Here is a 22970-nt window from a genome sequence, read left to right on the forward strand (position 1 = left end):
CGCAAGCTACCGACCCACATCGACCCCACCCCTTCAGACCTGCACCATTCGGCATTTAGTTCAGTCAACGGGGCCTCTCCCTTCCCACAACCCCTCTGGTAGCCCGAAACGTTCGGAACCTGGTCTACGGCCGACGAGCTCTCGATTAGGCCCGCGACTTTCACCGCGCTCTGTAAAACCTCTGCGCTCGGGACTTGAGGAGGTACAGCAGGAGCTGCGTCCGGATAGGTGGCCAGTGCAACACCTGCCGCGACAGCCGCTCCTGCAACCCATGCCATTGCCTTGGATGTACCTGAGATTTTCACAGTGCCCTCCCCGATCAGTTTGTTGGTTCGGACCATAACGACGACCCAATACACTTTGGACACGTCATTTGTGAAATATAGCCGTTAACCCGCGAAGACAGCAGAAAAAGATCCTCTGAACACTGGCGGTTCAGAGGATGATGTGAGTATGGATCTTGCGGTTACCAGACGAGTTCCGGTTCCATTCAACCGTTCAGGGCGAGGGCTAGCGCACAACCCGCGACAAGACCCGGACCGGCGGCAATTTCTCGCGCTGTCTCGGTTGATCGAGTTATGCGCCTCTGAATGATCGTGCCGATCACCACTGGGAACAAGACGATTACCGGCCAAATCAGCCCGGCAACTACGCTCGGCCAACCCTGATATCCGAGCACAAATCCTAGACTCAGGCTTAACCTGACGTCACCCAACCCCACCCCTCCCCTCGTGGCCCATGCCACAAGCAGGTACATCAGCGCTGTCGCGAAACCGCCCGCGACCGCACGAAGGATCGCTGACGCATCTGAATCAAACAGCCCTGCAACGACAATCAGCAAAAGCGTCAGTGTCGCTGCGGTGTAGGCGGCGGAAGTCGGAATTCGCATCGTTGCTTGATCAACGACCGCACACCACACAGCAATAGTCGACAGTGCCAGGACGGCAGGCAACGCTGCTCCCATGTTCGCGAATTCTGTTGCCAGAAGCCAGAAAACGGCCGTGAAGATAGAAGCAATGTGGGTAGCTGCGCTGGTCACTTCGAAGGGGATGTCCGCATCGCTGCACCACACAGTGACAGCGGTTCGCAAACCGCGCGACGCCATCACGGCGCAGATCAGAGTAATTCCCACGGCAAGTGCGCCAGAAACCACACGATTTTGGGCGTGGAGCGCCTCAGCAGTGCTATCAAGAAGTGTCACGCCTCCCGATGCAAAGAGGACAACGAGAAGAGAGACGAGAACTCGGATGGTGGACAACTGTGGTCGCGCGGCGCTACGCAACATCCGAAACACTCTCGCCATGAGCGGCACTCTTCGTTCTCATTCGAGCACGATAACGGACCAGTCGTGTGTTGGCTGCTCGCTCGTCGCAGCTGAGGACGTCGGCCAGTCGCGCGACGGGCCACTTTTGCGACAGCGCCACCTTCACAATCGCCTCCTGATCTGCGAGGGTGAGATTGATGGAGCGCTCCCCATTCAGGCGACGTTCGACGGCAACAGGATCGAGCGATTTGAGACCTCGGGGACGGTGCGGGCGGGCTCGATAGTCGTCGATCTCATCGTCATCCCACGCCAACGGAGGCGCCCAGCCCTGAACATCGCGCACCCAATCTCGAACTGCGGGATTCGGAGCTTCCGATGTCATCGAAAGCTCGTCGTAGAGACGATCGATCGACTCCCACAACGCAACACGAATCAAGCCCTTCTCGGGCAAGGATTCCAGTACTGCCTGCGAAACACCCAGGCGCTGTGCCAGATCACTGAACGGGAACCCCATCGCGACCAGCGCACGGATGCGTCGTTGCGCACCCACACCCGGAGTCCTCTTCCGATCGTCAGAAGGGTGAAACGTCACGGCAAGCACTCGTTGCGCGACGGATGCATCGATCGACTTTTGTGTTTGCGAACTGATCGTAGAAAGCGCCTTGAGGCTGACCTTCGCCGAGCGCGCGATCATGCGTCGAGTCAGTCCGGCTTCTTCAAGAACTTCCAGATGCCGGCGCGATCCGTCGGAATTGAAAACCGTGGTGGACCTCAGGCGGCGGGAGGTTGTCCTAAACGTCCCGCCGCCGGAGGAGGAGCGACGTGAAACGTCGTCCAACCGGGATCTGGAGTCAGGGGACCAACCCGTTCTCACAGACTCCGGCTCCGCGGACCGGTAAGCCGGCCTGCTCTCCACTCTAGCGGTGGAAGCCGGCAGCGGAAACAGCCCGTCGTCTTCGTCGGTCGGCGAAGTCAGTGTGCACGGTGCAGAAGGCATGCGCGAAACAGCGTTATCCAAGGACATTGGATTCTCTTTTCGGTTGTGTGTGCACGGATGGTCAGTCCGTGTCCCAGCTAGCGATTCGGACGATACCGCAGCGTCGACCTCGTCGTCCAGGTTGACCGATGCGATGCGACCGATCACAACCGATCCCCAGACGCGAGCCGGCGATCGATCCGTCGCTCATGGAGCGCCCGAAGTGCGCTGAATCCGCACACCGATGCAGCGATCAAGACTGCCCCACAGATAACGAGGCGAGGTAAGTCGAGACCACCGATCTGGCCTGGAAACGTCAAGAGCGGCGACTCCGACGCGGCGACAAGGATTTTCCGCTCGACTAGCCAGGTCAGCGAACTTCCCCACCACCCGGGCACGAGCGCGATGACCAGCGGGACGGCGAATGGTGTCAGACACAGCAACAGGAAAATATCCGAGTCCGACAAGGTGTTTCGAGAATTCGAGTTCGTCATGGATTTGTCCTTGTCTATTGAACTGGTTGTGGTTCAGGCGAATTCGAGAGCTCGACGCCGCGAGACCTCGCCGTCCCCTGGGACCGACAGAACGCCTTCGGAGTCGCCGTCACCGCGCCAGGTGATGGCGTAGTGGTCGTCGTCGAATTCGTCCGGGCCCGGGTCACTGTCAACCACGGCCCAGTGGTCGGTGTCCTCGTCAACACAGATCAAGTCGCCTACCTGGATGTCCCCTGGAGAGCTCGCGGCGGGTTCGCTGAAGCCTTCCCAGTCATCCTCGACAACGTCATCGGCAAGCAACTCCGGAACGACAGTGAGTGCGGGCCGGGCGTGGGCAGACTCGGCAGCGTCAAGGAGATCTTTGGTGCGGGGTAGCCGCTTGGAGTAGATTCCGAGAATTTCGAGCGGGGTGGCGCCTCGGGCGCTATCGCGCAATCTTCCTTTGGCGCGCATCGCGACTGGATCGCTGTAGGGATGGTCCTCTGCACGTCCCCACGGCGCCATCGCGTAGTTGTGGAATCTCAGTTCGACTTCTTCCGAGTCGCCTTTGTCGATGTCGACCTCGTCAGGTTCGGGGTCGAGAATCAGCAGGCGCGGATGGCGAGCCACTGCGGGGCGAAGTACCTCGAAAAGCTCGTAACCTTCATCGCCCGGGCCCACCTTGCGCGGATCCGGTGTGCGATACGTCTGGATCTCCACTGCGTCATTCGCGTCGTTGACCGTGGTGGCGCGGCCGCGGCATCCCCGTGGAATTGAAGTGCCGATACTCATCGACTCCCACATCATCTGCGCACCTTGTGGGGAGAGCCTGCCCATGGAGACGCGCATCCGGAAGTTGTCGCGCATGTCGCCACCGAAATATTCGGCGTCCGGGCGCTGGGTGCCGAGAACCATATGCACCCGGGAGGTTCGACCTTTACGGGCGATTGATCCGACCTCCTGCAATGTACGAGGCTTGGTGGGATCGCCCTTGCCTTTGATCATCGAGTACCAGTTGAGAAGGTTGCCGCGGAAATCCGCGAACTCGTCGATGAACAGCACCAAAGGTTCGAAGTCGGTTTCTTGAGCTTCTCCGGCGATGATCGCTGCGTATCGCTCTTCCATGACTTGCCATGCACGATGGATGACAGCGACTTGATGAGCGATCTGTGCCGCAACGATCTGCACGTTCGGCCAGTCTTGGAAACCGAGGAATTCGACTCCCTTGCCGTCTACGACCCATACGATCCAGCCATTGGCCGTGACCTCGGTCAAGACTGTGTGAGCGGTGACTGTCTTTCCTGTTCCGGAGGAACCGACCAGCATCATGTGTGGGTCAACAGCTGGCCGCCAGTACATGACGTGACCGTCTTCGTCGATGCCGTACGGGATCTTGACGCTGTCGTAGTTGATCAAGGGGTTGTCATCGGAAAGAACTGGAGCGGGGTGCCACACGTTCGTCTTGAAATTCGGGCGGACCTCGAATCGAACTGTGTCCTTTTCCAGTTCCCACTTGGCGCGCCAGCGCCCTGACAGCAACCCGGAAACGGTGCGCTCGATTCGGTTGCGATACCCCGACGGCGCTATTTTCGTTCCGACTTCGTGGCTGGCTTCCAACGCACGCAACTCGCCCGTCACTGGATCGAACTCCGTCTTCGTGATCTTGCCGGTGGGTCCGAGCAAGGTCAGAACGGTGCGTTTTGCACGCGCGATGCTGGCAGCTTCCTCAACAGTCTTTTCTTCGCTGGCCCGAGTCGGAACGAAGATGATTCGCCGGCGCCGTGTGTCGTGCTTTTGCAATCGGTACTCGCCCCACGCCTGACCGGAAAGCACCTCGTTGATGCGCGCAATGAAGTGCTCGTCGAGCGACAATTTCGCCGACGCGTATCGGATCACGAGGCGCCCAGGACGCCCAGGCCACCCTCGCGTATCCCACCGGCTGGCTTTGATTGTTTCCCGACTCGGCGCGGCAAGTCCTAGTTGAGGGCTGAGCTGTTCGATCGCACGGTCGACCTCGACGTCACGCATTTTCGCGCGATAACCCAGAGCCCCCACGCCGACTGCCGTCGCGCCGCCGGCTGCGGCGATCGGCACCGCCCACGCACTCTGATCGATGATCGAGGCGAGACTGGCGAACACTGCGCCTCCGGCGGCGGTGATGGCGGCGTTGCGCAACCCGGGGTGCGGGCGAGCTTCCAGTGGCGGGGACTGCGCGGCGATCTGGCGTGCGGAGGCAAGTTCCATCGCACGCGAAACGCCCTTTTCCATCGAGGCGGTCATGCCCTCACCTCCGCCGCGGGAAGGCAATGCACGCAAGATCCGAGGTGCACGAGCGTCGCCGCCGGCACATCCTTCGTCGCTCCGCTGCTCGGGTACGAGCGACTTGCCACAATTCGCGCCGAGTTGCCCGTGACTCCGAACACGAGGACCGAGGTGATGGTCGGTTTCTGCTTCGCATTGGCGATGCTTGTCGGACCCGTTGTGGTCGTCATCATTCGTACCTCCGTCTGGGACGAGCCGGAATTTCGGCTCTCATAAGAGAGGAGGTTCGGATGAACGCGTTCTGTGACAGGTCGGCACAAACTTTTTTTGCCAGCGTGGTCGGCCGATGGTGGACGGTGCGTGGGTCACCGGTGACCTACCGATTGGTGATCGAGGTGAATCTCCTGGTTGAAAGGTTTTCGGTGGACACCCCCTTGACAGGGGAGGTACGCTCCGACGTGACGAGCTTGCGAGGCTAAGGACGGAGCGCATCCCCCCAGCCCGGGGCTATATTGCGTTATTGCCACAACTGCGTCAACGCAGAATCTCTCTCGAATCAGATCCGCCATGACCCCCTTACAGACGCCTTCCAATCGACCGTCGACGGCAAGTCGTGTGGACACATGAGAGAAGGCCGAGGCCACATTCATCGGATGCGGTCTCGGCCTTCTGGTTGGAATGTTCAGCGAGTGATCAGTACGCAGTTTTCATCGGTTGGCAGGTGCTGACCTGCCACCCTGTGGAGCTGTACTCCACTCGAATCGCCAGCTCGAGTCCGGTGTCGTAGGTGGCGATGAAGTCCGAAACAGAAGCTCCGGTGGAGTATTCGGTGAGGTCGACCAGCTGCGCCTGCTGCACCCGACGGATATCTGTGCTCGTGTAGGCCTGCGCCAGATGCGGTGTCACCCACCTGCTCACACGGTCGAGCCAGTCGGCGCCGGGCGTTGTGAAGTCTTGCGCGAAGCCGCGGGCGACCACCCTGTACTGGCCGGCAACTCCCATCGGGGTGTTGTGGTCGGCGTCCGTGCCGTCACCGTGGTCTTCTTCCGCTTCGGTAGGCGGAGCCTCCGCCACGTATGTCGTGGTGGGTGTTTCCGACGGCGGCGAGGAGTCATCTGGTCGAGCGATGACCAGCGTGTAAAGCAGGAATCCGCTGATCAGAGCTATGGCAACGACCGCGAATCGATGTCGGCGTAGTCCGGCAATGATCACCTGTGAGCGTGGTGGTTGCTTCTGCTCGGTGGGTTCGTTCTCCTCGGAGAACTCCTGGTCATCGGGGTTTCCCAACGGTGGCAATGACATCGCGTGCTTCTCTCTTTCAGGGGGTCAGGCCCATGGCTTGCAGATACGGCATCGGATCGGTGCTTTTGCCGTCCACCCGAACCTCGAAGTGCAAGTGATCGCCGGTGGAGTCGCCGGTTGTGCCGACTCCGCCGATTTCCGTTCCCGCGCTCACCTGATCTCCGACCTTGACTTTGATTGCGCCGTCGACTTGGTGTGCGTATCGGGTCTCAGTGTTGCCAGTGGTGATGACAACACAGTTCCCGTAGCCATCGCCGACGTTGCTCGCTTGGGTGACGGTTCCTCCTGTCACGGCGAAAATCGGGGTCCCGGAGGCTGCTCCGAAGTCGAGACCGGCGTGCATCTGCCCGCCCGTTCCGGTGGGGTTGGAGCGGTAGCCGTAGCCGGAGGTGATCGTGTATTTGCCTGGGTCGACGGGTAGTCGCGCGTTTCCGTCACCGATCGCGCCGGCGCCGGGCGCTGCGATCGCGGCATTGCCGTAGACGCTGACGTGGACATGGTCACGGTGGGCGACGGTGTCGGTGCTGTTGCCACCGAGGGGGTAGTCGTAGGGTCCCCAACTTCCGGGTTGCCCTACCGCATCCTGGCTTCGCGTCCAGATTTTCTCGTACCAGATGACGTACTTGACCCCCAAGGCGTCGGCGTTCTTGACGACGAAGTCCGCGATCGCATCGCCCTTGGCTCGGCCGGCGGGGGCGCGGTAGTCGTCGTCGCCCTCGGTCATCATCGCGTCGACGGCGCGACCTTCTTGATGATCCCGGTCGACGCCCGACGGGCGATCGCCGACGTTCGCCCAAGGCCGTTCTCCGAAAGTTTCGGTGATGCACCACATCACTCGGAGGGCGTCGGGTGTGAGTCCCTTTTCGGCAGGATTGTTGGTCGGCGCGCAGTCCATTGCCGCGCCGCCGCCGCACAGGACGTCGGCAACGTCGAGTTCGAAACTGTCGCCTACGTTGATCGGGCTGTCGCCCACGTCCTGCGGTCCGCCGGAGACCGGCTTGTCGTATTGCGGGGGCAGCGCGGGTGCGTCTTTGCTTGCGCCTTTGTTCTCCGCGTACAGACGGCGGGCGATGATCTCGTCGTCGGCGTAGGCGTCGGGGTACAGCGAAACTTGCACCTTCTGCGCGGCAACGGTGACCGGCAACGATTCCCAGCCCGGAACCTTTTTGAGAGCTTCGTAGAACTTGATCGCGGCGATCTGCGGGTTCATCAGCTCGTCCATCGTTCCCCACCAAGGATACTGTTGTTGCAATGGATTGACGCTGCCGTGATCGTTGCCGACGGCGTCGTGCGGGTAGTTCAACGACTTGGCGACATCCATTTGATCGGCTGCCAAGATGCCGGTTCCGTCGTTCGCGTAGTTCTTGAATCCGGATTCTTGGGATGCGGTGGAGAGCGCGACGATGATGCCTTGATCGGAGAAGCCCATCTGTTCGCCGACGGCAATGATCGTGCGGACGATCTCGGTTTGTTTTCCGGCGAGAACGGAGGGGTCGGTCGGTGCCACTTCGGCGCCGGCAGGCGCCGTGACTGCAGGCCCGCCGCAGCTTGTCGAGGCGTCCGATCCGCTGCGGAGCAGCATCATGATCGGGATGGCAACGATCAGGACAGCGCCCATTAGTGGAACGAGAGCGATCGCGATCCAGTGCTTGTAGTTCATTGCCGCCTACCCGGCGGAGTGTCTGGAGGGCCGTACCAACTCGGACGGTTGCGGGCGAGCGGTGGACGGCGAAACCCGAGGCACCGCCGAGGACTCGTTGGTCGACGTCGGTGACTCCGAGGTTCGGCGGGTGGAGCTCTTCTTGGGTTCCGGTAACAAGATCGGCGAACCATTGCTCGTGCGGTACTCGCGGAAGGTGTCTCGTCCGACGTTGGTGGTCTTCGGTGTTGCTCCGCCTCGGTCGCCGCGTGCGGGCCGAGCGGCAGTGGAGACGGGTGCGTTGCTGACCGGCTTCTTGATTCCAGGCTTGGCGACCTGGTCCCGACGAGGTCTGGGTGCACCGGTGAAGACCGGGACGCCGGTGACCTTCGATGCCGCCGCTGCGGTAGCTGAGGACACTGCCGATTTCGCGGCATCCTTGCCCTTCTGCCCTGCCGCGATCGCTGCGGCAGTCGCGGTGGAGTCCTTTTCCTTCGTCTCGGATTTCGCAGCCGGCTCGACGTCTTTACCCGCCGCGCGCTTGTTCTTGACTGCTTTCACCCCTGCGACTGCTGCTTTACCTACGAAGTAGGCCGCAGCGACTCCGCCGGTCGCGGCTGTACCCGTTGCCGCACCGGCGGCTTGTGCTGCGCTGCCTGTGGCTTTCGCTGCAGTTGCGCCGTGGCGGGCCGCCTTGGCGCCGTGCTTGGCGAGCGTTTTTCCACCCTGGTAGACCTGCCGGCCGACTTGTGCTGCTGCGGCGGCGTTCTGCATCGGGCTGGCGACCGGAGTCGACTTGCTGATCGCGGTGGGTGCTGCGCCGGGCCGGGTGGCCATCTTCTGTGCGAGGGTGTCGGAGAGCTTGCGTAGACGTTTGATCCCTCGGCGGAACATGACGAGCCCGACGAGCAGGACGATGTCGACGAAGACGAATTTCTCCATCAACCCGCCGCTCTCCGTATTGAAGAACGATCGCACCACCAGCAGATATGCCGCAACGAAGACCACTGCGAACACCATGATCAAGATGGACATGATGACAGTGGAGGCGGTTTTCAGCAGCGATCCGCGGCCGGCTCCGGGCAAGATACCGAACACGAGGGCGGGGATCGCTTTGACTGCTGACCCGAGTGCTGCCGCTGCTGCCATCAACATCGCCCCTGAGAACAGGAAGGCGAAGAGCATGATGATCGAGCTGCCGGGTACGAGGATCAGGCCGCCGATGACCTGGGAGGGTCCAGGGTTGTCGGCGTAGTCCTTCATGTCTTTCGCGCCGGATCCGTCGCAGTCGGCGATGTTGTCCTTGAGGGTGTCTTTGTCGTTGCCCTTCTTGTCTTCGTGCGCCGAGTCCCATGCCTCGATGCAGTCGGCGCCTGCAGAGGGGTCGCTGTCGATGACTGTTCCGAAGTTCAGTAGTTGGGTGGGTTGGCGAATGAAGCTGTCCGCCAGGCCCGCTCCGATGTCGTTGATCATTTCGTCGGGACTCGAGTTCATGTCTCCGTCGTTGGCAAGTCCCGCGGCGATCTGCAGGCCGGCGTCGCGGCCCTGCATGATCAGCCCGTCTTGGCCGGCGATGCGCTCGATCGGGTTCGAGAGGACACCCACTGCCAGCGCCGCGATCGCGCAGGAGATCATGAGTTCGTAGATGCCGGTCGACCAGCGTCCGCGGATAATCCAGATCGCTACGACGCCCGCTGTCACTGTCAGAAACGTGGTGGTGAGGTTGAACTGTCCGGTGATCGACGTGACCGCATCGCCGAGCGTTCGTACGGGTGCAACGATTTTCGGAAGCCAGTCGAACGACATGCTCCAGGTGATGAACCAGATCGCCGCCCCTGAGATCGCTCGATAGATCTCGAACTGGATCTGGATGATGATGGAGTACGCCATGTAGGTGGGGTGCCGAGCGGAACCTTCGTCGATCGAGAGGTAGTACCGCCATACGGAAATGCCGTGTGAGTCCTTCACCAGCATGAAGTTGAAGTAGCGGTTCTCCGGCGATCGGGATCCGTCTTCAGCATGTGCGGGCAGAGCTGCAATGACCGCGACCGTTCCGATCAAGTGCCAACCGACGACCGTTCTGACTACTGCACGCCGAATTTTCGTTGCCCACAACCACACTCGCAGCCCCTTGGTACGGCGATCGAGTGCTGAGCACACAGGTTGAGGAACCCATGACCAGAGAACCCACAGCAATGCCGCCTTGACGCCGGCGCGAACAGAGAAGACGGTGCGGGACGTGTCGGCAGGCGACATTGCTGTGGCATTCATGCGTCGATCAGCTCCTTGGGCGCCTTGTCCGGCGTCGTCTGGGTTGCGTGTGCGCGGTTCGGCTCCGACGGCATGAGCACCTTGATTCGGCCGATGTTGCCGTAGGCGTCGCGCATGTAGCCCTCCCCACGGCGATGAGGTTCGACGTATTCCGCGCCGGTGGCCGGGTCTTTGCCCGAAACGGGGGACGTCTGTTCGGTGAGTTCTTTGAACATGTCGGGATCGCTGGGATCCAGACCGACGAATGAAAGAGACCGGCGAGCGAGCGTGGCATCTGTCTGGCGCATCGCGAACCGCGTAGGGATCAAGCCTCGCAAGGTCTCATTGCCCAAACCTTCGTCCGGGTCCTGCGATCCGAGCCCGATGTATGCCTGCTCCTTGCGGCCCTCTCGGAGGAAGTCGATGACGATGTCGACGCCTTCCTCGGCGCGCGTCATGCGGTGGCACTCGTCGGCGAGGAACATCGCGGGCTCAGTCGGATTCGCGAAGCAGATCCCGCGGGCGATCAGACCGATGAGTGCATACATGGCTCGGCCTACGCGCTTCTCCAGCCCGAGCTGGCGGAACAGGTGTTCCTGGACGATTTCCTGCTGGCTGGGAAGTTTGACCGTGTGGGTGCGGAAGACGATTGCCTGCGCTGTGATGTCGAGTGCCGGCAGTCCCTTCTCGAACAAGGCCGCTGCATAGGACTTGCGGGCATAGACGCCGAGTTTGTCGGCCAGCTCGATGCGTTGAACGAGGGTGCACTCGTCGCTGCGGAGGTGATCGAGGATGTCCCCGAGGCCGCCGCCGAGCAATCCGTGCTCACCGCGGTAGGCAGGTTCGAGGACGGTGCCGAGAAGGACGCCGAGCGGCTCGTCGGGCTGGAGCTGCAGGAGTGGCAGCAGAACGGATGTCGCAACCTCGGCGCCCTTGTCGGGCCCGAAGATTCGCAGTGGGTCCAGGCTCCACTTGGGATGAGACAGATCCGCGATGACAGCCTCGGCGATGGTGGCGGCCCATCGGGCGTACTCCCCCACCTCGGTGTGGTCGACGACGACGATCTTCCCACCGCGATCGTGGAAGGCTCCGCCGATCCCTTTGAGGAGAACTGACTTACCCGATCCCAGCGACCCGACCGCTGCGAAGGAACCCGAGATGTCGGCCGCGGACTTCTTGGCGACGTCGTGGTGGACCACGCCGATCCGGGCCGAGCTGATGTTCAACGCGAGCAGTGGGCCCGACGAATCACCCAAGTCGTTGTGAACGCAGGGCACGTAGGCGGAGAAATCGGTGGAGGTGGTGATCTGAGCGAACTCTTTGACGATGGAGGGCGTCGATACCCCAGGGTTGAGTGCGCCCCACAGCTCCTCTTGGAATCCGAGAGGGCTGACCAACTTGTAACTGGACAGCTCGAACAGCTTCGCAAGTTGACGCGCATCCCTGAGAGCGACCTCTTCGGTGTGCGCCCCGATGGCGAAGATAGTCGTCGACTGGACTTCGACTTCCATGTTGTCGGCATCCATTTTTGCGGCGTACTCGGCGAGGTCCTCCGCTGCGGCGTGGAGAACCCCGTGCCCATGGGACACTTCGCCCTCGCGTTGGCTGAACTGCTCGTTCAGGTTGATCAGGGCGCGCTTGTTCTTCTTCGACACCTCCGCCGAGGTGCGTATGTGAAGTCTGATGCCCCAATCGACGTCGACGCCGGCAATGGCATCGGCCAGGGCGAGGAACTCGGAGCCGGGGAAGACTGTGTTGCCGGAGGGTGTGTCGGCCAACGCCAAAAGGCACTGGTAGTTCGCGGGCCGCTCCTCGAGAGTCCACGGCTGATCGATTTTGAGGGCCTTCGTCAACGTCGGCGCCTTCGATTTCCAACCAGTACTGGGGCGGTCGGTCTGGGCGCCTTCGTCGAACCGGGCGGCAGTAAATGCGGCCATCGGCTTCGTTCCGATCGAGGAATAGGAAAGTGGAACGTCCGAATCCAGGCCGAGCCCACGCTGAAGGCTGTGTTGGTGCAACCAGATCATCTGTGCGGGCGTCGCCGGTGTGGGACGAAAGTAGGCAGGAATGTCGGCGGCGATCATGTTTGCCTGCGTTGTCCGCCTGGCGACTTCTTCCGGGTCCAGTGAGGTTCGCGGGAGTCCGAGATAGTCGGTCAATGTTGTGCGGGCAGCGGACCAGGACGCGGCCGCCTGGTTCTTCCATCCCTTGTTGGCCAGGGGGATGGACAGCCAGTAAATGCGCTTGCCAGGTTGGAACATTTCCAGTGTTTCGATGGTGGCGTCGCACTCTGCGGCCCACTGTGGGTGTGCGTCGAGATCGATTCCTTCTTCCATCCGTGCCACTACCGCCTCGGGATTGAGGCTGGCGCAGATTCCGAGCAGAAGCGCTTCTCCGTCGAGTGCACGCAGCAGCATCTTGTGCATAGACCGTGCAGTGCTCTTGTCCTCAGCGGGCCTGTAGCCGTATTCGATGCCGGTCAGGATGAAGTCTGCCCAGACAGTGCCTGAGCGCGTCCACCGAAGGTTTCCTCCGACAGCTGTGATTGGTTGAAGCATCAGGCCTTCTCTCGGGTGTTGTGCGATGCAGCGGCCATGGCGACAAGACGCTGGACGCTGGTGGATGCAGCGGGTTGGGTGGCCAGTGGAGGCCGGGGAATCGACGGCGGTGAAACTCGGCGGCGCTCCGGGGTGTGGTCTTGAACAGGGGTCGAAGCGGGTTCAGGCTCCATGCGGACCGGGCGAGCTTCGGTGATGTGTTCGACGAGGGGTTGTGCCGCGAGTGCGGGCACCGGAACGACGGTCACCATGCCTGCGAGTGCGTGTACTCGGGGCCTGCGCGGTGTAGGTCCGGAGACCTTCGGCGCTTGTGCCGGCGAGCCGAGCGCTTTGCTCACGCCGGCGACCATGGAGAGTGGATTCCTGCCACCGATGGGGAGCTTGCCAAGGCCCCACGCAGTGACCCCGACGAGTGCGACGAAGACGAATACGTTGCGAATCAGCGAGCCTGTCGCCCAAATTCCTGGTGTCTTCCAGAGCACGAGGGCTACCAGTCCGGCGCCGACGAACTGTGTGTAGCTGTACGGACCGCCGGGGAGCTTCTTTCCATCCGGCGTCATGCCGAGCAGCTGCGGGAACTTTCGTGCGCGGGTGTAGTTCTTGACGACCTCTCGGGACGTTGACTGCGGGTCCGATTCGCTCACGGCGTTCGCACCTCCTTCGTGGTGACTCGCTGTTTGGCTGGGCTCAGGGCTGAGGTGCGTTAGATGTCATGCGGGTCTGGCAGGTTCGTAAATCCGAGAAGGTCAGCACGCGGCTCGGGTGCATCGACGACGATCGAGTGGCCCATGGAGTCGAGTTCGGAGCCCACCTTGTCCTTGACTTCGGTGACGTTCCAGACGATCCACACGAGGAGGCCCGCAACGAGTCCGGATAGCAGGATGGGAGCCATGGAGAATCGACTCTTGACTGCGGTGAAGGCGACGCCTCCGCAGGCGCCGGTGGCGGTGAGGATTCGGATCGTGTCTTGCGTTTCGGTGGCTTTGGTGTTGGTCCATTCGAGGATTCCTTCCGCCAGGAGGTGAGTGTTCGGGTCGAGGAGAAGTGCAGTTGTACTCATCGGGATGCCTTTCGTGGATGTCAGTTGACGGGGGTGGCTGAAGTGGGAGCAGTTGCGCTCGCGGGTGTCGTCGAAGCAGGTGTAGAGGGAGCACCGCTGGCTGCTGTGTTCTGTTCGGGGGCCGGAAGCACCGGACTGGGGTCCATGGCGGAAACCTCCCATCGGCCGCCTCGTGAGGTGAGAGTGAGTGGATATTGGCCAGTTACCGACTCGGTGGCTGTCACCGAAAGTTCGGCAGTGGCGAGCACTCGGATCTTGATTCCGTCGGCCGGCGCTTTGTCAGCAGCCTCACCGGAGAAGTCTCGATCGGAAACGAGATCGACGACCTTGACGCTCTTGTAGGGGGCTGGGCTGATCGCCCGAAGGGAGGTTCCCGGCGCGATGTATCGCGAAATTTCTCCCGTTCCCGCGGACAAAGCTGCAAGGAACTGTTGGACTGCAGTGTTCGACGGATGCCCGGCGACAATGCGGTATTTGTAGCCAAGATTCACGTCGGGCCCGGTCGCAGGCGCCGGAACGGGCGACGGGATTGATGCCGCCCGAGCGCTGCCGTCGTTTACGACAACGGGTACTGAATAGAAGCGTCTCTGCGCGGCTTCGGAGGGTTCTGACACCTGCCGCACCGAGGCCGAGACGATGACGGAGTAGACATCGGACTTGTCGGTAGTTGGCGCACCAGTTCCGGATGCTGCGGCAGATTTCACGGGTGCAGGTTGCAGTTCGACGCTTGCAATTCGTGCGTCGCTGGCAACGAAGAGCGCTTCGGCAGGGAGCTTGATTCCTTCCGAGCGAACGTATGGAGCGAGCGACTTTTCGGCACCACGTTTCGCTTGAAGCCACGTCACGACGAACTGTTGCGCGAGGTCTTCCGCCTGTGCCTGTGAAGCGGTGTTCACGGATGTCGTGGACTTCGGTTTCACCACTGTTGGCGATGACACGGTGAACCCGGACAACACGAGAACGAGGGCTAGTACTCCCGCTCCGATGGCTCCGAAAAGCCCGAACCGGACTAGTTGTGTCTTCCGATCCTGGGTGCGCGCCCACGTCGCTTGTTCGCTCTGTGGTTCGTTGTCGTCGAGGGTGATCTTGTCCGTCCGGGGCTTCCGTTTCATTCCCTTGAAGCGACTCATGAGGAGCTGCCTTCGCTCTCGATGAGCGGCGCGACGATCGACAGAGTCGGCGGTTGCGTTGCAGCCTTTCGGCTCGTGTTCATCCGACCGAGCGCTGCACGTGCGCCAGCGGCAGGCTCGCCCAGCAGGTAGTGGACCCGCGCGCCGGCCTCCGGACTGAGGGGGTGATCTGCAAGCTCCGTCAGCGCGGTCCGCAGTTGTTCCTGTACGGCGAACACCAGACCTGCATCGCGTAGCTGGCCACCGAGATCGTCTGTTTCACCACTGAAACGAGTGAACGGATCTCTCCATGGATCGGTGCTCACCTGCGGGTCCGGCTCGGCCATGTCAGGTCCTTCCTCTCGTCTGGCTCTCGGCAATTTCGAGGGCCTCTACAAGAGAGGAGGTTCGATTTTCGGATTGCTGTGACAGGTCTCGGCGAACTTTCTTCAAAAAGTTTTCTGAAGCAGTTTTCGGTGTCATTGCCAGTCGAAGAACTGCCTGCTCGGGCGACCGCCTGCGCCACTCACTGTGACCGCGTTCACGGCGAATGTGGGTCGATCTGCCTGGCCGTGGCAATAACAGAAGCCCCAATGGCAATGACATACATGCAGGTCACGGCAATAACCCGTTGATCTACTCCTATGCAGACCAATTCCTTCTGCATAGGAGATCGCCGTGGACACGTCCATCCACGCGCACACCAGCGCCACCATTCCCGTCAACTCGACGGACTTTCTCGCGGTCCTGCATCAGCAGTGGGTACGAGAGTCCGCGACGCCTTCTGCTCGTATCGAACTCTCGCAGTGGGTCAACACCCGGCCCGAACTTGTGGGTGCCGAGTCGTTCGCTGAACTGAAGGCACTCACCTTCTGTGAACCGGACGCCGTTCTGTCGGTCCTACTTCACGCACACCAAGCGGGGTCGTCACTGGCGGGCAGCACGCTCATTGAATTCATGCGTCCGAAACTGACCGGGATGCAGAAGTATGCACGAGTTGCCAACGGCGTTTCCGCACGGGCCGCGTACGCAGACCGGACCGCTGCGACGCTTCACGCATTCTGGGAAACGATCTCGACCTACCGCGGGACTCACCGCGGAATCGCGGGGCAACTCGCGCTCAACACCCTCCACAAGATCACCGCCACAACTGCGGTTCTCGACGTCGCTGTCGACGACGCCCACTTCCAGATTGCAGATGCTGAACGGGCAGCGGAGGAGTTTCTTCGGGACGACGATCCCACCGAGATTGATGTCATGGATGTGCTGAATTGGGCCGTAGATCAGGGCACCATTTCGGACTCCGATCGCACACTGATCACCCGGTCGTACATGAACGAAGACGGTGCCGATGTCGCCGCTTTAGCGCAGGAAATGGGAATCACGCACGCAGCCGCACGGAAGCGGTTGAGTCGCGCGATCGCCAGGGTCCGTGACGCCGTGTGCGATCACCTCAACGTCCCAGAACCGAAGATCAAGCGGATCTCCATGTACCGCTCAGCGAAGAAGGACCTTCCCCTCGCAAGTTGAGTTTCACTCCATTCGCGCCCTCAAGACAAGGACACTCCGATGAGTACATTCATCACCGCACGACGAGTCACGGTGGCCGCTGTTGCCATCGGAGTTATGGCAGCTGTCGTCGCGGTTCCCGCCGCGACAGCCAATCAAAGCGCGCCGAAGCCTGCGTGCCCAGACAACCTTCTTCTCGCCATCCCCGGAACAACAGAGACGACCGCGGACGCCGATCCAAACCAGTCCCGGGGCATGCTCAAAAACGTCACGGATCCTTTGGCGAGCGAGTTCTCTACCGCGCAGCTCCAAGTCGAGTACGTGCCGTACATGGCTCTCATCGTCGACGACAGAGCCGACACCTACGGCACAAGCAAGAAGCAGGCAATCGACACCGCTTCGAAGATGATCGCCGACAAGGCCGCCGAATGCACCAACACCAAGTTCGGTCTCACTGGATTCTCCCAAGGCGCGGATGCGGCGGGCGACCTGGCGGCAGATATCGGCAGCGGATCGGGACCAGTCGATCGCGATCGCATGTTCGGCGTCGCTCTTCTCGCTGACCCTGGACAATCCAAGAACGCGGGAAAGAGCATCGGCGCTCCCATCACGGGCGTCGGATTTGCTGGCGCTCGACCGGCTGGGTTCGGCGAACTGAGCGACATCGCGGTCAGCGTCTGCGCTGCCGGTGACCTTTACTGCAACACCCCCGACGATGCTGTCGGGACACAATTCATCGGTGCTCTCGGTTCACAGATCGATGCGCGGGATCCCGTGAAGTCCGTCGCCGGCGTCGTCACGACACTCCTCGGACTCAACGGCGCTCCGTTGACCAAAACTCTCGATGCACTCAACCAGAATGTCGCGAGCGGGAACTTCCTGGCGGTCCCGCAACTCGCTCTCGATCTCGCCTCACAGGTCGGAAATCTGAGCGCCGATGTCGCCGCCAAGACGATCCCCGGTGCGGACATCGCACCTATCACCGCCTCTGTCACTCAGCTCACCGACACGGTCGCCCGGGGTGACTTCCTCGCAGTGCCAGGACTGCTCGCGCAGCTGGCTCCTCAGGTGATCAATTTCGCTACACAGCTCTCCACCGTCATCGGGCAGGTCGTATCCAAGCTGCCGATCAACGAGTACGCAGCCATCGGTGCAACCGTCTCACGTATCTCGGCGAACGCGGCGATGCAGAACTACATTGCACTGCCGTCCGATCTCGGAAAGCTCGTCGGCCAGCTCAACAATGCGGTTCGCAAGACGCTGAAGGCACTTCCTCTCGATGCCTTCCCCATGCTCAACAAGATGGCTGACGAACTCACCCCCGGCAAGGTTCTCGACGAGGTACTGAACTACGCAACGTTCATCGCCAACGACGATCACAACTCCTATGCCAGTACTCCGATCAACGATTCCGGACGAACTGGCGCGGAGGAACTGACGAACAATCTTCGCACTCAGATCAACAACGGCGGGGCAGCTGTCACCGCCTAGTTGCATCAAACTGGTGCTTGCGAGCATTGAGGGTCACAGAATTCGTTCTGTGGCCCTCAATGCGTCTGCGCTACTCCACAGCAGTGAAGAACGGAGGACTACGGCAGCCACGTGATCCCGCCGTTGAGATGAGTCTCAGGTGCGCGGCCGCACCCTGTGGAGGTGAGCGTCCGCAGGGCCTGGGCAGGATCCTCGTCGGCCAAGCCTGCGGGAAGCAGCCCCGCAGAGTGCAGCACACTGTGAAATTCTTGCGGCAACCATTCGGTGAAATCGGTCGGTTCAAAATCTGTGACCCAGATCTGCAGCGAACCTTACTCGATCACCATCGGGTAGACGGTGCCGTGATCGTCAACGAATCCCGCCGCACCTGCAGCGCTACGAGTGGAGAAGATCGTGCCGCGGCGCGGTACACCACTGAACCGTGGGTGTCGATCGAGGAGTCCGAACAGACGTCCCGCGACACCACGAAGAACGAGATCCTCGACATCGAAGTACCCCGACGGCAACGAGGGCTCGAACTTTCCTGTCAGGGTGATGAGATGTCGGCGGCCGCCCTCGATTTCTTCGGGGAGGGGCAAACCGAGGTGGTGTGCTTTCGACGTTCGGAGATGCTCGTCGTCGAGCGCGAGATGGGTGACTGTGTGCCGTGTGATGTGGTCGATGATGTGCATTTCGACCCCGAGCGCAACGAGAACCAGACGTATATTGTCGGCCGCGTTTGCACCGTCGAAACCGGATCGGCTCAGCATGAACCAGTTGTCTGGGTCGTCCCCGCATCGGACCATGAGGTGCGGCACCGAGCCGCGGGACGAGAGGTCGAATCGGTGGAGCGGCTGACCTGACAAGTAGACGAGGTCGCTGGGGTCTGTGCTCGTGATGATCTCCGCCAGCGGACCCGCGGAGAGAACGCAGTCGACGAAGTCATGCGCCGGCAACTGCAGGATCCCTCCATCCTGCTCGTCTGTGATGGTGTAGTCGGCAGCATTGGCCTGACGTCTGAACTCCGTGAGCGTGGTGCGTGCCATTCCGAGATGGCTCGCGATTTCCGAGACTGTGAGTCCACAGTGAGTCACTGCGCGTTCCGTCCAAGCGCCGAGCGCAAGCGTGGCACTCTTGGTAGCTGAAACGGAACGCGATCGTGCGCGAATTCGCGCGTCGATTCTCGCGAGCATGACTGGGCGGGGATCTTCGGGCTTACTCGCCGACTGCGCCGGCGCGGTGGATAGTCGCGAGTCGAGGTGCGGTGGGCGTTCAGATTCACTACGGCGACGCGTCATGATTCGTCCTCGCTCTTTTGATAGTGAGTGGTCGCTCCCCAGGTCTGTTGTCGGACGAAGGAGCACGAAGGGCAGTAGTTTTCACCGTGCGACTGTGTCCATCCATCTGAAGGAACCTCGCGATGCGGGACGTCAGTGCCACAGGCATCGCAGCTCGGCGCGCACTGTGAGAACGTCTCCCTCTGGTTCATGTCCAGGCCCGGCGCAACGGCTGTTGAGGTCGCGCTCTGCGAGCGGGCTTCGTTCTCGACCGGTCTACTGCGAATCTCCTCCACCATGTCTGGCCACGCGTCCCAGTACCTCGAGGGCAGCCCCATCAGGGCTTCTGATGCATCCGCAGACAGCAGATCGGCGGCTTTACGTAGGCCACTGATTTCACACATCAGCCACCGCTCTTGATCAGTTGTCGAGGAGCTGTTGAAATCCGCGTCGGACTCGCCGTGGAGATATTCCTCGCGCAGTGTTGCGTATCGACGGATGATCTTCGCGCATATTGCGGTGCTGTCGGTCATGTACGGACCTTCCTATGGTTCGTCACTGTGACGTTTCGTTGTTTGGGTGGCCGTCCGATCCCCTAGACCGCTGGACACGCTGCACGATCCACAATCCGGTCATTCCGAAAACGACGACTACCAACGGAACGTCGAGGAGCCAGACCGTCCACGACGGCAGGGCGCCATCTCGTCGCCACGACTGGGCCACGTTGACGATGACGACAACGACAAAATATGCGCCGGCGAGGTGACGACCTGCGACCCGAGAAAGGAAGCGCTCAACAGTCCCCTTCCCGATCATGGCTGCGAGCGGATTATCGGGTCGGGGACCACTGACAGCCTGACCGGATGCGGATCGCTCCCCTGCAGCACTTCGACCGCGTTGTACTGATCGAGAGTGTGAAAGCACCCTGCCGCAGCTGTGGCGGTCGTCATCGCTGACGGCTCGTCCGCGTCGAAGTCGATTCCCCACATTCGACAGCACGCCGTGAACGTCGGAATCGATGTCGCAGCCAGTCCGAATGCGCCAGCCGTCAATGCTCCGATGTCGGCCAGGCGTGGATGCCATCGTGGCTCGATATCGAAGCTACGGAATAGTCGGGCGAGAAAATCGGCAGAGTCTTCCGGGGACGTCCCACTGAGGGTGTTGCCAGCCAAAGCCCCCGCCAGGTCGGCGATTCGAGCAGAGAGAACAGAGCGAGTGAGGTCGACACTGTCCGCCAAACCTCGCCGGTAATAGCCATTTCGGCGCAGAACGGAGGGATCCGCATCCGCAAGCTGTTCCTGGGTGAGCGGCACCGTCAAGTCCCAGCGCTTCTCACTGCCAAGGCTCACGGCCGCAACTTCGAGCGCGACGTGTCGCGCCGGGTCGTCGCCTGTCGCATTGACCTGTACGACAACGAGCTCACGAGTTCTCATCGATCCCTGCCGTCTGCATGTGCACCCAGCGCGAAATCCATTCGCGCGGATCCCTTCTGTTGTTCGCCTGTATCGAACTCCGAGAGCAGTGCGCTCAGTCGGGATTCGATGCGACTTTCCCCCATGTTGTTCATGAAATCTTCCTTTTGTCTACAGTCTCGATGTCACCATTCCCGTTGGTAGGGAACCGATCTCCATCTACATGCCCGGCAAGGACCGCGGCACGCAGGAAGGTCGACACGATCTCGTTCGACCCCCGCCCGCCATGGATCACAGATCCAGGCAACGATGCCTGCGCGGTTGACGGTTCCGGTGAGTTCATCGTCATCGACTCTCCTCGATCGTTAACGGACCACTGTGGGCTTGTTCCCCAGCAACCTCTCGAAACGGGACGCTACATCCGGTACAGCACATCTCGAACAAGTCATATTCGGAAAGCGAGTCACGCACACGACGAAAAGGCACGTCGATCTGTACGTTTCATCAGCCCAGCCTCGACCCGCTGAGCGGGAATCCAACGAGCTGGATCCCCGCCCCCTCCACCGACGACATCCAGATCTGCTCTCACCAGAAGCACCATCACCGATGCGTAACGCCAAGTTCAGCCAAATCACGCCTCACGTAACGGACCCGAGTCCCGATACGAACAGCGATCTGATCGACCGAGAGGCCCAGTCGGTGCATACGGGCAACACGTTCCACTCGTGTTTCGGTGACGACGTCCACCAACACTCGTCGGTAACGGCTGACCCCTTGTGAGTCTTCGAGCCGAATCTTCATGTACACCCGAATGCCGGCAGGCTCAGCATCCGGATCGTCGATGATGTCTGGATCCCACCACATCGGCGACAGGTAACCGAGACCGCGGTATCGTTCGCGGGCCAGATCCGACGGGCCGACTCGATTTTCGAGCTCGCGGTACAACTGCGTGACACTGTCTCGGGTGACCGCAGATACTTTCTCGCTGCGAATGATTCGTTGACAACTGGTGTGCACGCCCAGAGCTGCAATGAGATCCTTCGCGCGGTGCCCGTTGGCGAGCAAGGCCTGCAGTCGTCGACGTGTACCCGTCGCATCGACCATTTCGTGTGCCTCGTCCTCGCTGGACATGGCTGTCGGCTCAGAAGAGCCTGACCGGCACCATGTCCGAGCGGACGGCGCTGATCTGCACGAGCTGCCCTGTCTGCGGTGCTTCGATCATGCGGCCCCCACCGAGGTAGATCGCAACATGATTCGCGCCGTCAGCCTGCCAATTCCCGAAGAGAAGGTCGCCGGGCTGTGCGCTGTCCCAAGCGATTTGAGTGCCGACAGTGAACTGGATTTGCGAGGTCCGAGGCAATTCCTTTCCCGTGGCCTGAAATACCGCGAAGCGCACCAACCCGGAGCAGTCGTAACCTGCTGTCGCGCCGCCTGTTCCATCACCCATCGTCGGACCGTCGAGGGCTCCGCCGCCCCACTGGTACGGCAGCCCGAGCGCCGTCAAGGCCGCTTCGATAACTTTGCGGGCGATCTCCACGTCGCGCGGAATGTTCGGATCGAAGACAAGTTCGGGAACCACCGACAACCCGGGAATCAGCGAAGTCAATGGTGGAACAGCAGACGGGGCAGAGGACCCCGGGCCGGCCAGTACGACGGGAGCAACCACGGGAACAACTGGCGCCGGCACAGTGATGGTCGGTTCGAGGCTCTCCACCGGTGCATCAGGCACTGCTGGCTCCGGCGATGTGTCCTGCTGGGGAAGCAATTGTTCTGCGTACGCGGGAATGTCCGCGGGAAGCTGCTCAAGGTAGGGAGCTAGCTGAGCATCCCACCCAGGGGCCGACTGCTCGACTGCTGCAACCACATTCGCAGCAACATCCGCAACGGGCGGGGGCAGAGGGGAACCCTGAACTGCTGCACCCGCGGCAGCAACACCTGCGACAAGAATCGAAATCGGATCGAACGCCATGACAAACTCCTTGGTCCTTGTGCGTTGGTAGGACTCCCAACGCAAACGTCGTGGTGACAATCCGGACGCTAACCGCCGCACATGACACTACGAACATCACGCACATTCCGCTCCACGCTCCTCCAGCCTCAAAATCGGGCTGCTCACGATGTAATGACCCGCAGTCACACTGGCGATATGCCCCACCGACGCGACCCTTCAGCAGCACCTCGGCACCACCACGAGGACCCCGCACAGTGCCCCGTCAAAAATTCTTTCGCAATTGATGTCACAGCAACCCCCACCTCAGACCTCCTCTCTTATAGGAGGGGACGCACAATCACCTGTCCTCAAGCCGGGAAGGGACTGAGGAATGATCGAAACCTGTGGATCCCGGGAGGACGCACCTTCCCGGATGATGATCTGTACACGAACAGGATTCTGATCAAGTCCAGCGCGCC

General features: G+C 61.2%; 22 protein-coding genes. 2 read left to right on the forward strand and 20 right to left on the reverse strand.

The window, feature by feature from the left end; genetic code table 11:
- Nucleotides 1-490: 490 nt before the first annotated feature.
- From R4P70_RS31265 to R4P70_RS31325, 13 genes are all read right to left on the reverse strand, one after another.
- Entirely contained in the window at nt 491-1201 is a 711-nt protein-coding gene (locus R4P70_RS31265) for a prepilin peptidase (protein WP_167548986.1), read from the reverse strand.
- Between the two features lie 73 nt (nt 1202-1274).
- Nucleotides 1275-1814: a hypothetical protein gene (locus tag R4P70_RS31270; protein WP_134771770.1), complete on the reverse strand. Its 540-nt coding sequence runs from the start codon at nt 1812-1814 to the stop codon at nt 1275-1277.
- A gap of 590 nt (nt 1815-2404) precedes the next feature.
- Nucleotides 2405-2734: a hypothetical protein gene (locus tag R4P70_RS31275; RefSeq protein ID WP_030537893.1), complete on the reverse strand. Its 330-nt coding sequence runs from the start codon at nt 2732-2734 to the stop codon at nt 2405-2407.
- Between the two features lie 33 nt (nt 2735-2767).
- Nucleotides 2768-4993, reverse strand: coding sequence for an FtsK/SpoIIIE domain-containing protein (locus tag R4P70_RS31280; protein WP_051721005.1), 2226 nt, complete (start codon nt 4991-4993; stop codon nt 2768-2770).
- The gene (locus R4P70_RS31285) at nt 4990-5208 is read right to left on the reverse strand and encodes a hypothetical protein (RefSeq protein ID WP_021334520.1); all 219 of its coding nucleotides are present in this window, start codon (nt 5206-5208) and stop codon (nt 4990-4992) included. Before R4P70_RS31285 ends, R4P70_RS31280 begins: the two co-directional genes overlap by 4 nt.
- 460 nt (nt 5209-5668) lie before the next feature.
- A complete protein-coding gene (locus tag R4P70_RS31290; protein ID WP_021334519.1) occupies nt 5669-6277 on the reverse strand; it encodes a hypothetical protein in 609 nt (202 codons plus the stop codon).
- 16 nt (nt 6278-6293) lie between these two features.
- On the reverse strand, nt 6294-7937 hold the full coding sequence (locus R4P70_RS31295) for a M23 family metallopeptidase (RefSeq protein ID WP_021334518.1): 1644 nt from the start codon (nt 7935-7937) through the stop codon (nt 6294-6296).
- Between the two features lie 6 nt (nt 7938-7943).
- Entirely contained in the window at nt 7944-10187 is a 2244-nt protein-coding gene (locus tag R4P70_RS31300; RefSeq protein WP_021334517.1) for a hypothetical protein, read from the reverse strand.
- Nucleotides 10184-12724: an ATP-binding protein gene (locus R4P70_RS31305; RefSeq protein WP_021334516.1), complete on the reverse strand. Its 2541-nt coding sequence runs from the start codon at nt 12722-12724 to the stop codon at nt 10184-10186. The genes R4P70_RS31300 and R4P70_RS31305 overlap by 4 nt, the downstream gene beginning before the upstream one ends.
- On the reverse strand, nt 12724-13368 hold the full coding sequence (locus R4P70_RS31310) for a hypothetical protein (RefSeq protein ID WP_021334515.1): 645 nt from the start codon (nt 13366-13368) through the stop codon (nt 12724-12726). Before R4P70_RS31310 ends, R4P70_RS31305 begins: the two co-directional genes overlap by 1 nt.
- A 59-nt stretch (nt 13369-13427) precedes the next feature.
- Complete coding sequence (locus R4P70_RS31315; RefSeq protein ID WP_021334514.1) at nt 13428-13784, reverse strand: hypothetical protein; 357 nt, start codon at nt 13782-13784, stop codon at nt 13428-13430.
- Between the two features lie 20 nt (nt 13785-13804).
- Complete coding sequence (locus R4P70_RS31320; protein WP_021334513.1) at nt 13805-14914, reverse strand: conjugal transfer protein; 1110 nt, start codon at nt 14912-14914, stop codon at nt 13805-13807.
- Nucleotides 14911-15240, reverse strand: a complete 330-nt coding sequence (locus tag R4P70_RS31325) for a hypothetical protein (RefSeq protein ID WP_021334512.1) — start codon at nt 15238-15240, stop codon at nt 14911-14913. The genes R4P70_RS31320 and R4P70_RS31325 overlap by 4 nt, the downstream gene beginning before the upstream one ends.
- Nucleotides 15241-15571: 331 nt before the next feature.
- On the opposite strand from R4P70_RS31325, the gene R4P70_RS31330 reads away from it, so the two are divergent.
- Together R4P70_RS31330 and R4P70_RS31335 are read left to right on the forward strand one after the other, a co-directional pair.
- Nucleotides 15572-16423 (forward strand): RNA polymerase sigma factor, encoded by an 852-nt coding sequence (locus R4P70_RS31330; RefSeq protein WP_021334511.1) that lies wholly within the window; start codon nt 15572-15574, stop codon nt 16421-16423.
- A 39-nt stretch (nt 16424-16462) separates the two neighbouring features.
- The gene (locus R4P70_RS31335; protein WP_021334510.1) at nt 16463-17893 is read left to right on the forward strand and encodes a cutinase family protein; all 1431 of its coding nucleotides are present in this window, start codon (nt 16463-16465) and stop codon (nt 17891-17893) included.
- A 98-nt stretch (nt 17894-17991) separates the two neighbouring features.
- Here the strand turns inward: R4P70_RS31335 and R4P70_RS31340 are convergent, their stop codons facing one another.
- From R4P70_RS31340 to R4P70_RS31370, 7 genes are all read right to left on the reverse strand, one after another.
- Complete coding sequence (locus tag R4P70_RS31340) at nt 17992-18129, reverse strand: hypothetical protein (RefSeq protein WP_211919437.1); 138 nt, start codon at nt 18127-18129, stop codon at nt 17992-17994.
- Nucleotides 18130-18204: 75 nt separating this feature from the next.
- Nucleotides 18205-19170 (reverse strand): hypothetical protein, encoded by a 966-nt coding sequence (locus R4P70_RS31345; RefSeq protein WP_134771769.1) that lies wholly within the window; start codon nt 19168-19170, stop codon nt 18205-18207.
- Entirely contained in the window at nt 19167-19682 is a 516-nt protein-coding gene (locus tag R4P70_RS31350) for a hypothetical protein (protein WP_021334508.1), read from the reverse strand. Before R4P70_RS31350 ends, R4P70_RS31345 begins: the two co-directional genes overlap by 4 nt.
- A gap of 22 nt (nt 19683-19704) precedes the next feature.
- The gene (locus R4P70_RS31355) at nt 19705-19965 is read right to left on the reverse strand and encodes a hypothetical protein (protein WP_021334507.1); all 261 of its coding nucleotides are present in this window, start codon (nt 19963-19965) and stop codon (nt 19705-19707) included.
- Nucleotides 19962-20582 (reverse strand): hypothetical protein, encoded by a 621-nt coding sequence (locus R4P70_RS31360; RefSeq protein WP_021334506.1) that lies wholly within the window; start codon nt 20580-20582, stop codon nt 19962-19964. Before R4P70_RS31360 ends, R4P70_RS31355 begins: the two co-directional genes overlap by 4 nt.
- Before the next feature lie 579 nt (nt 20583-21161).
- Nucleotides 21162-21692: a hypothetical protein gene (locus tag R4P70_RS31365; protein ID WP_021334504.1), complete on the reverse strand. Its 531-nt coding sequence runs from the start codon at nt 21690-21692 to the stop codon at nt 21162-21164.
- A 10-nt stretch (nt 21693-21702) separates the two neighbouring features.
- Nucleotides 21703-22530 (reverse strand): C40 family peptidase, encoded by an 828-nt coding sequence (locus tag R4P70_RS31370; protein WP_021334503.1) that lies wholly within the window; start codon nt 22528-22530, stop codon nt 21703-21705.
- Nucleotides 22531-22970: the final 440 nt, after the last annotated feature.

The sequence above is a fragment of the Rhodococcus sp. IEGM 1241 genome, assembly GCF_033142365.1.
Lineage (GTDB): Bacteria > Actinomycetota > Actinomycetes > Mycobacteriales > Mycobacteriaceae > Rhodococcus_F > Rhodococcus_F erythropolis.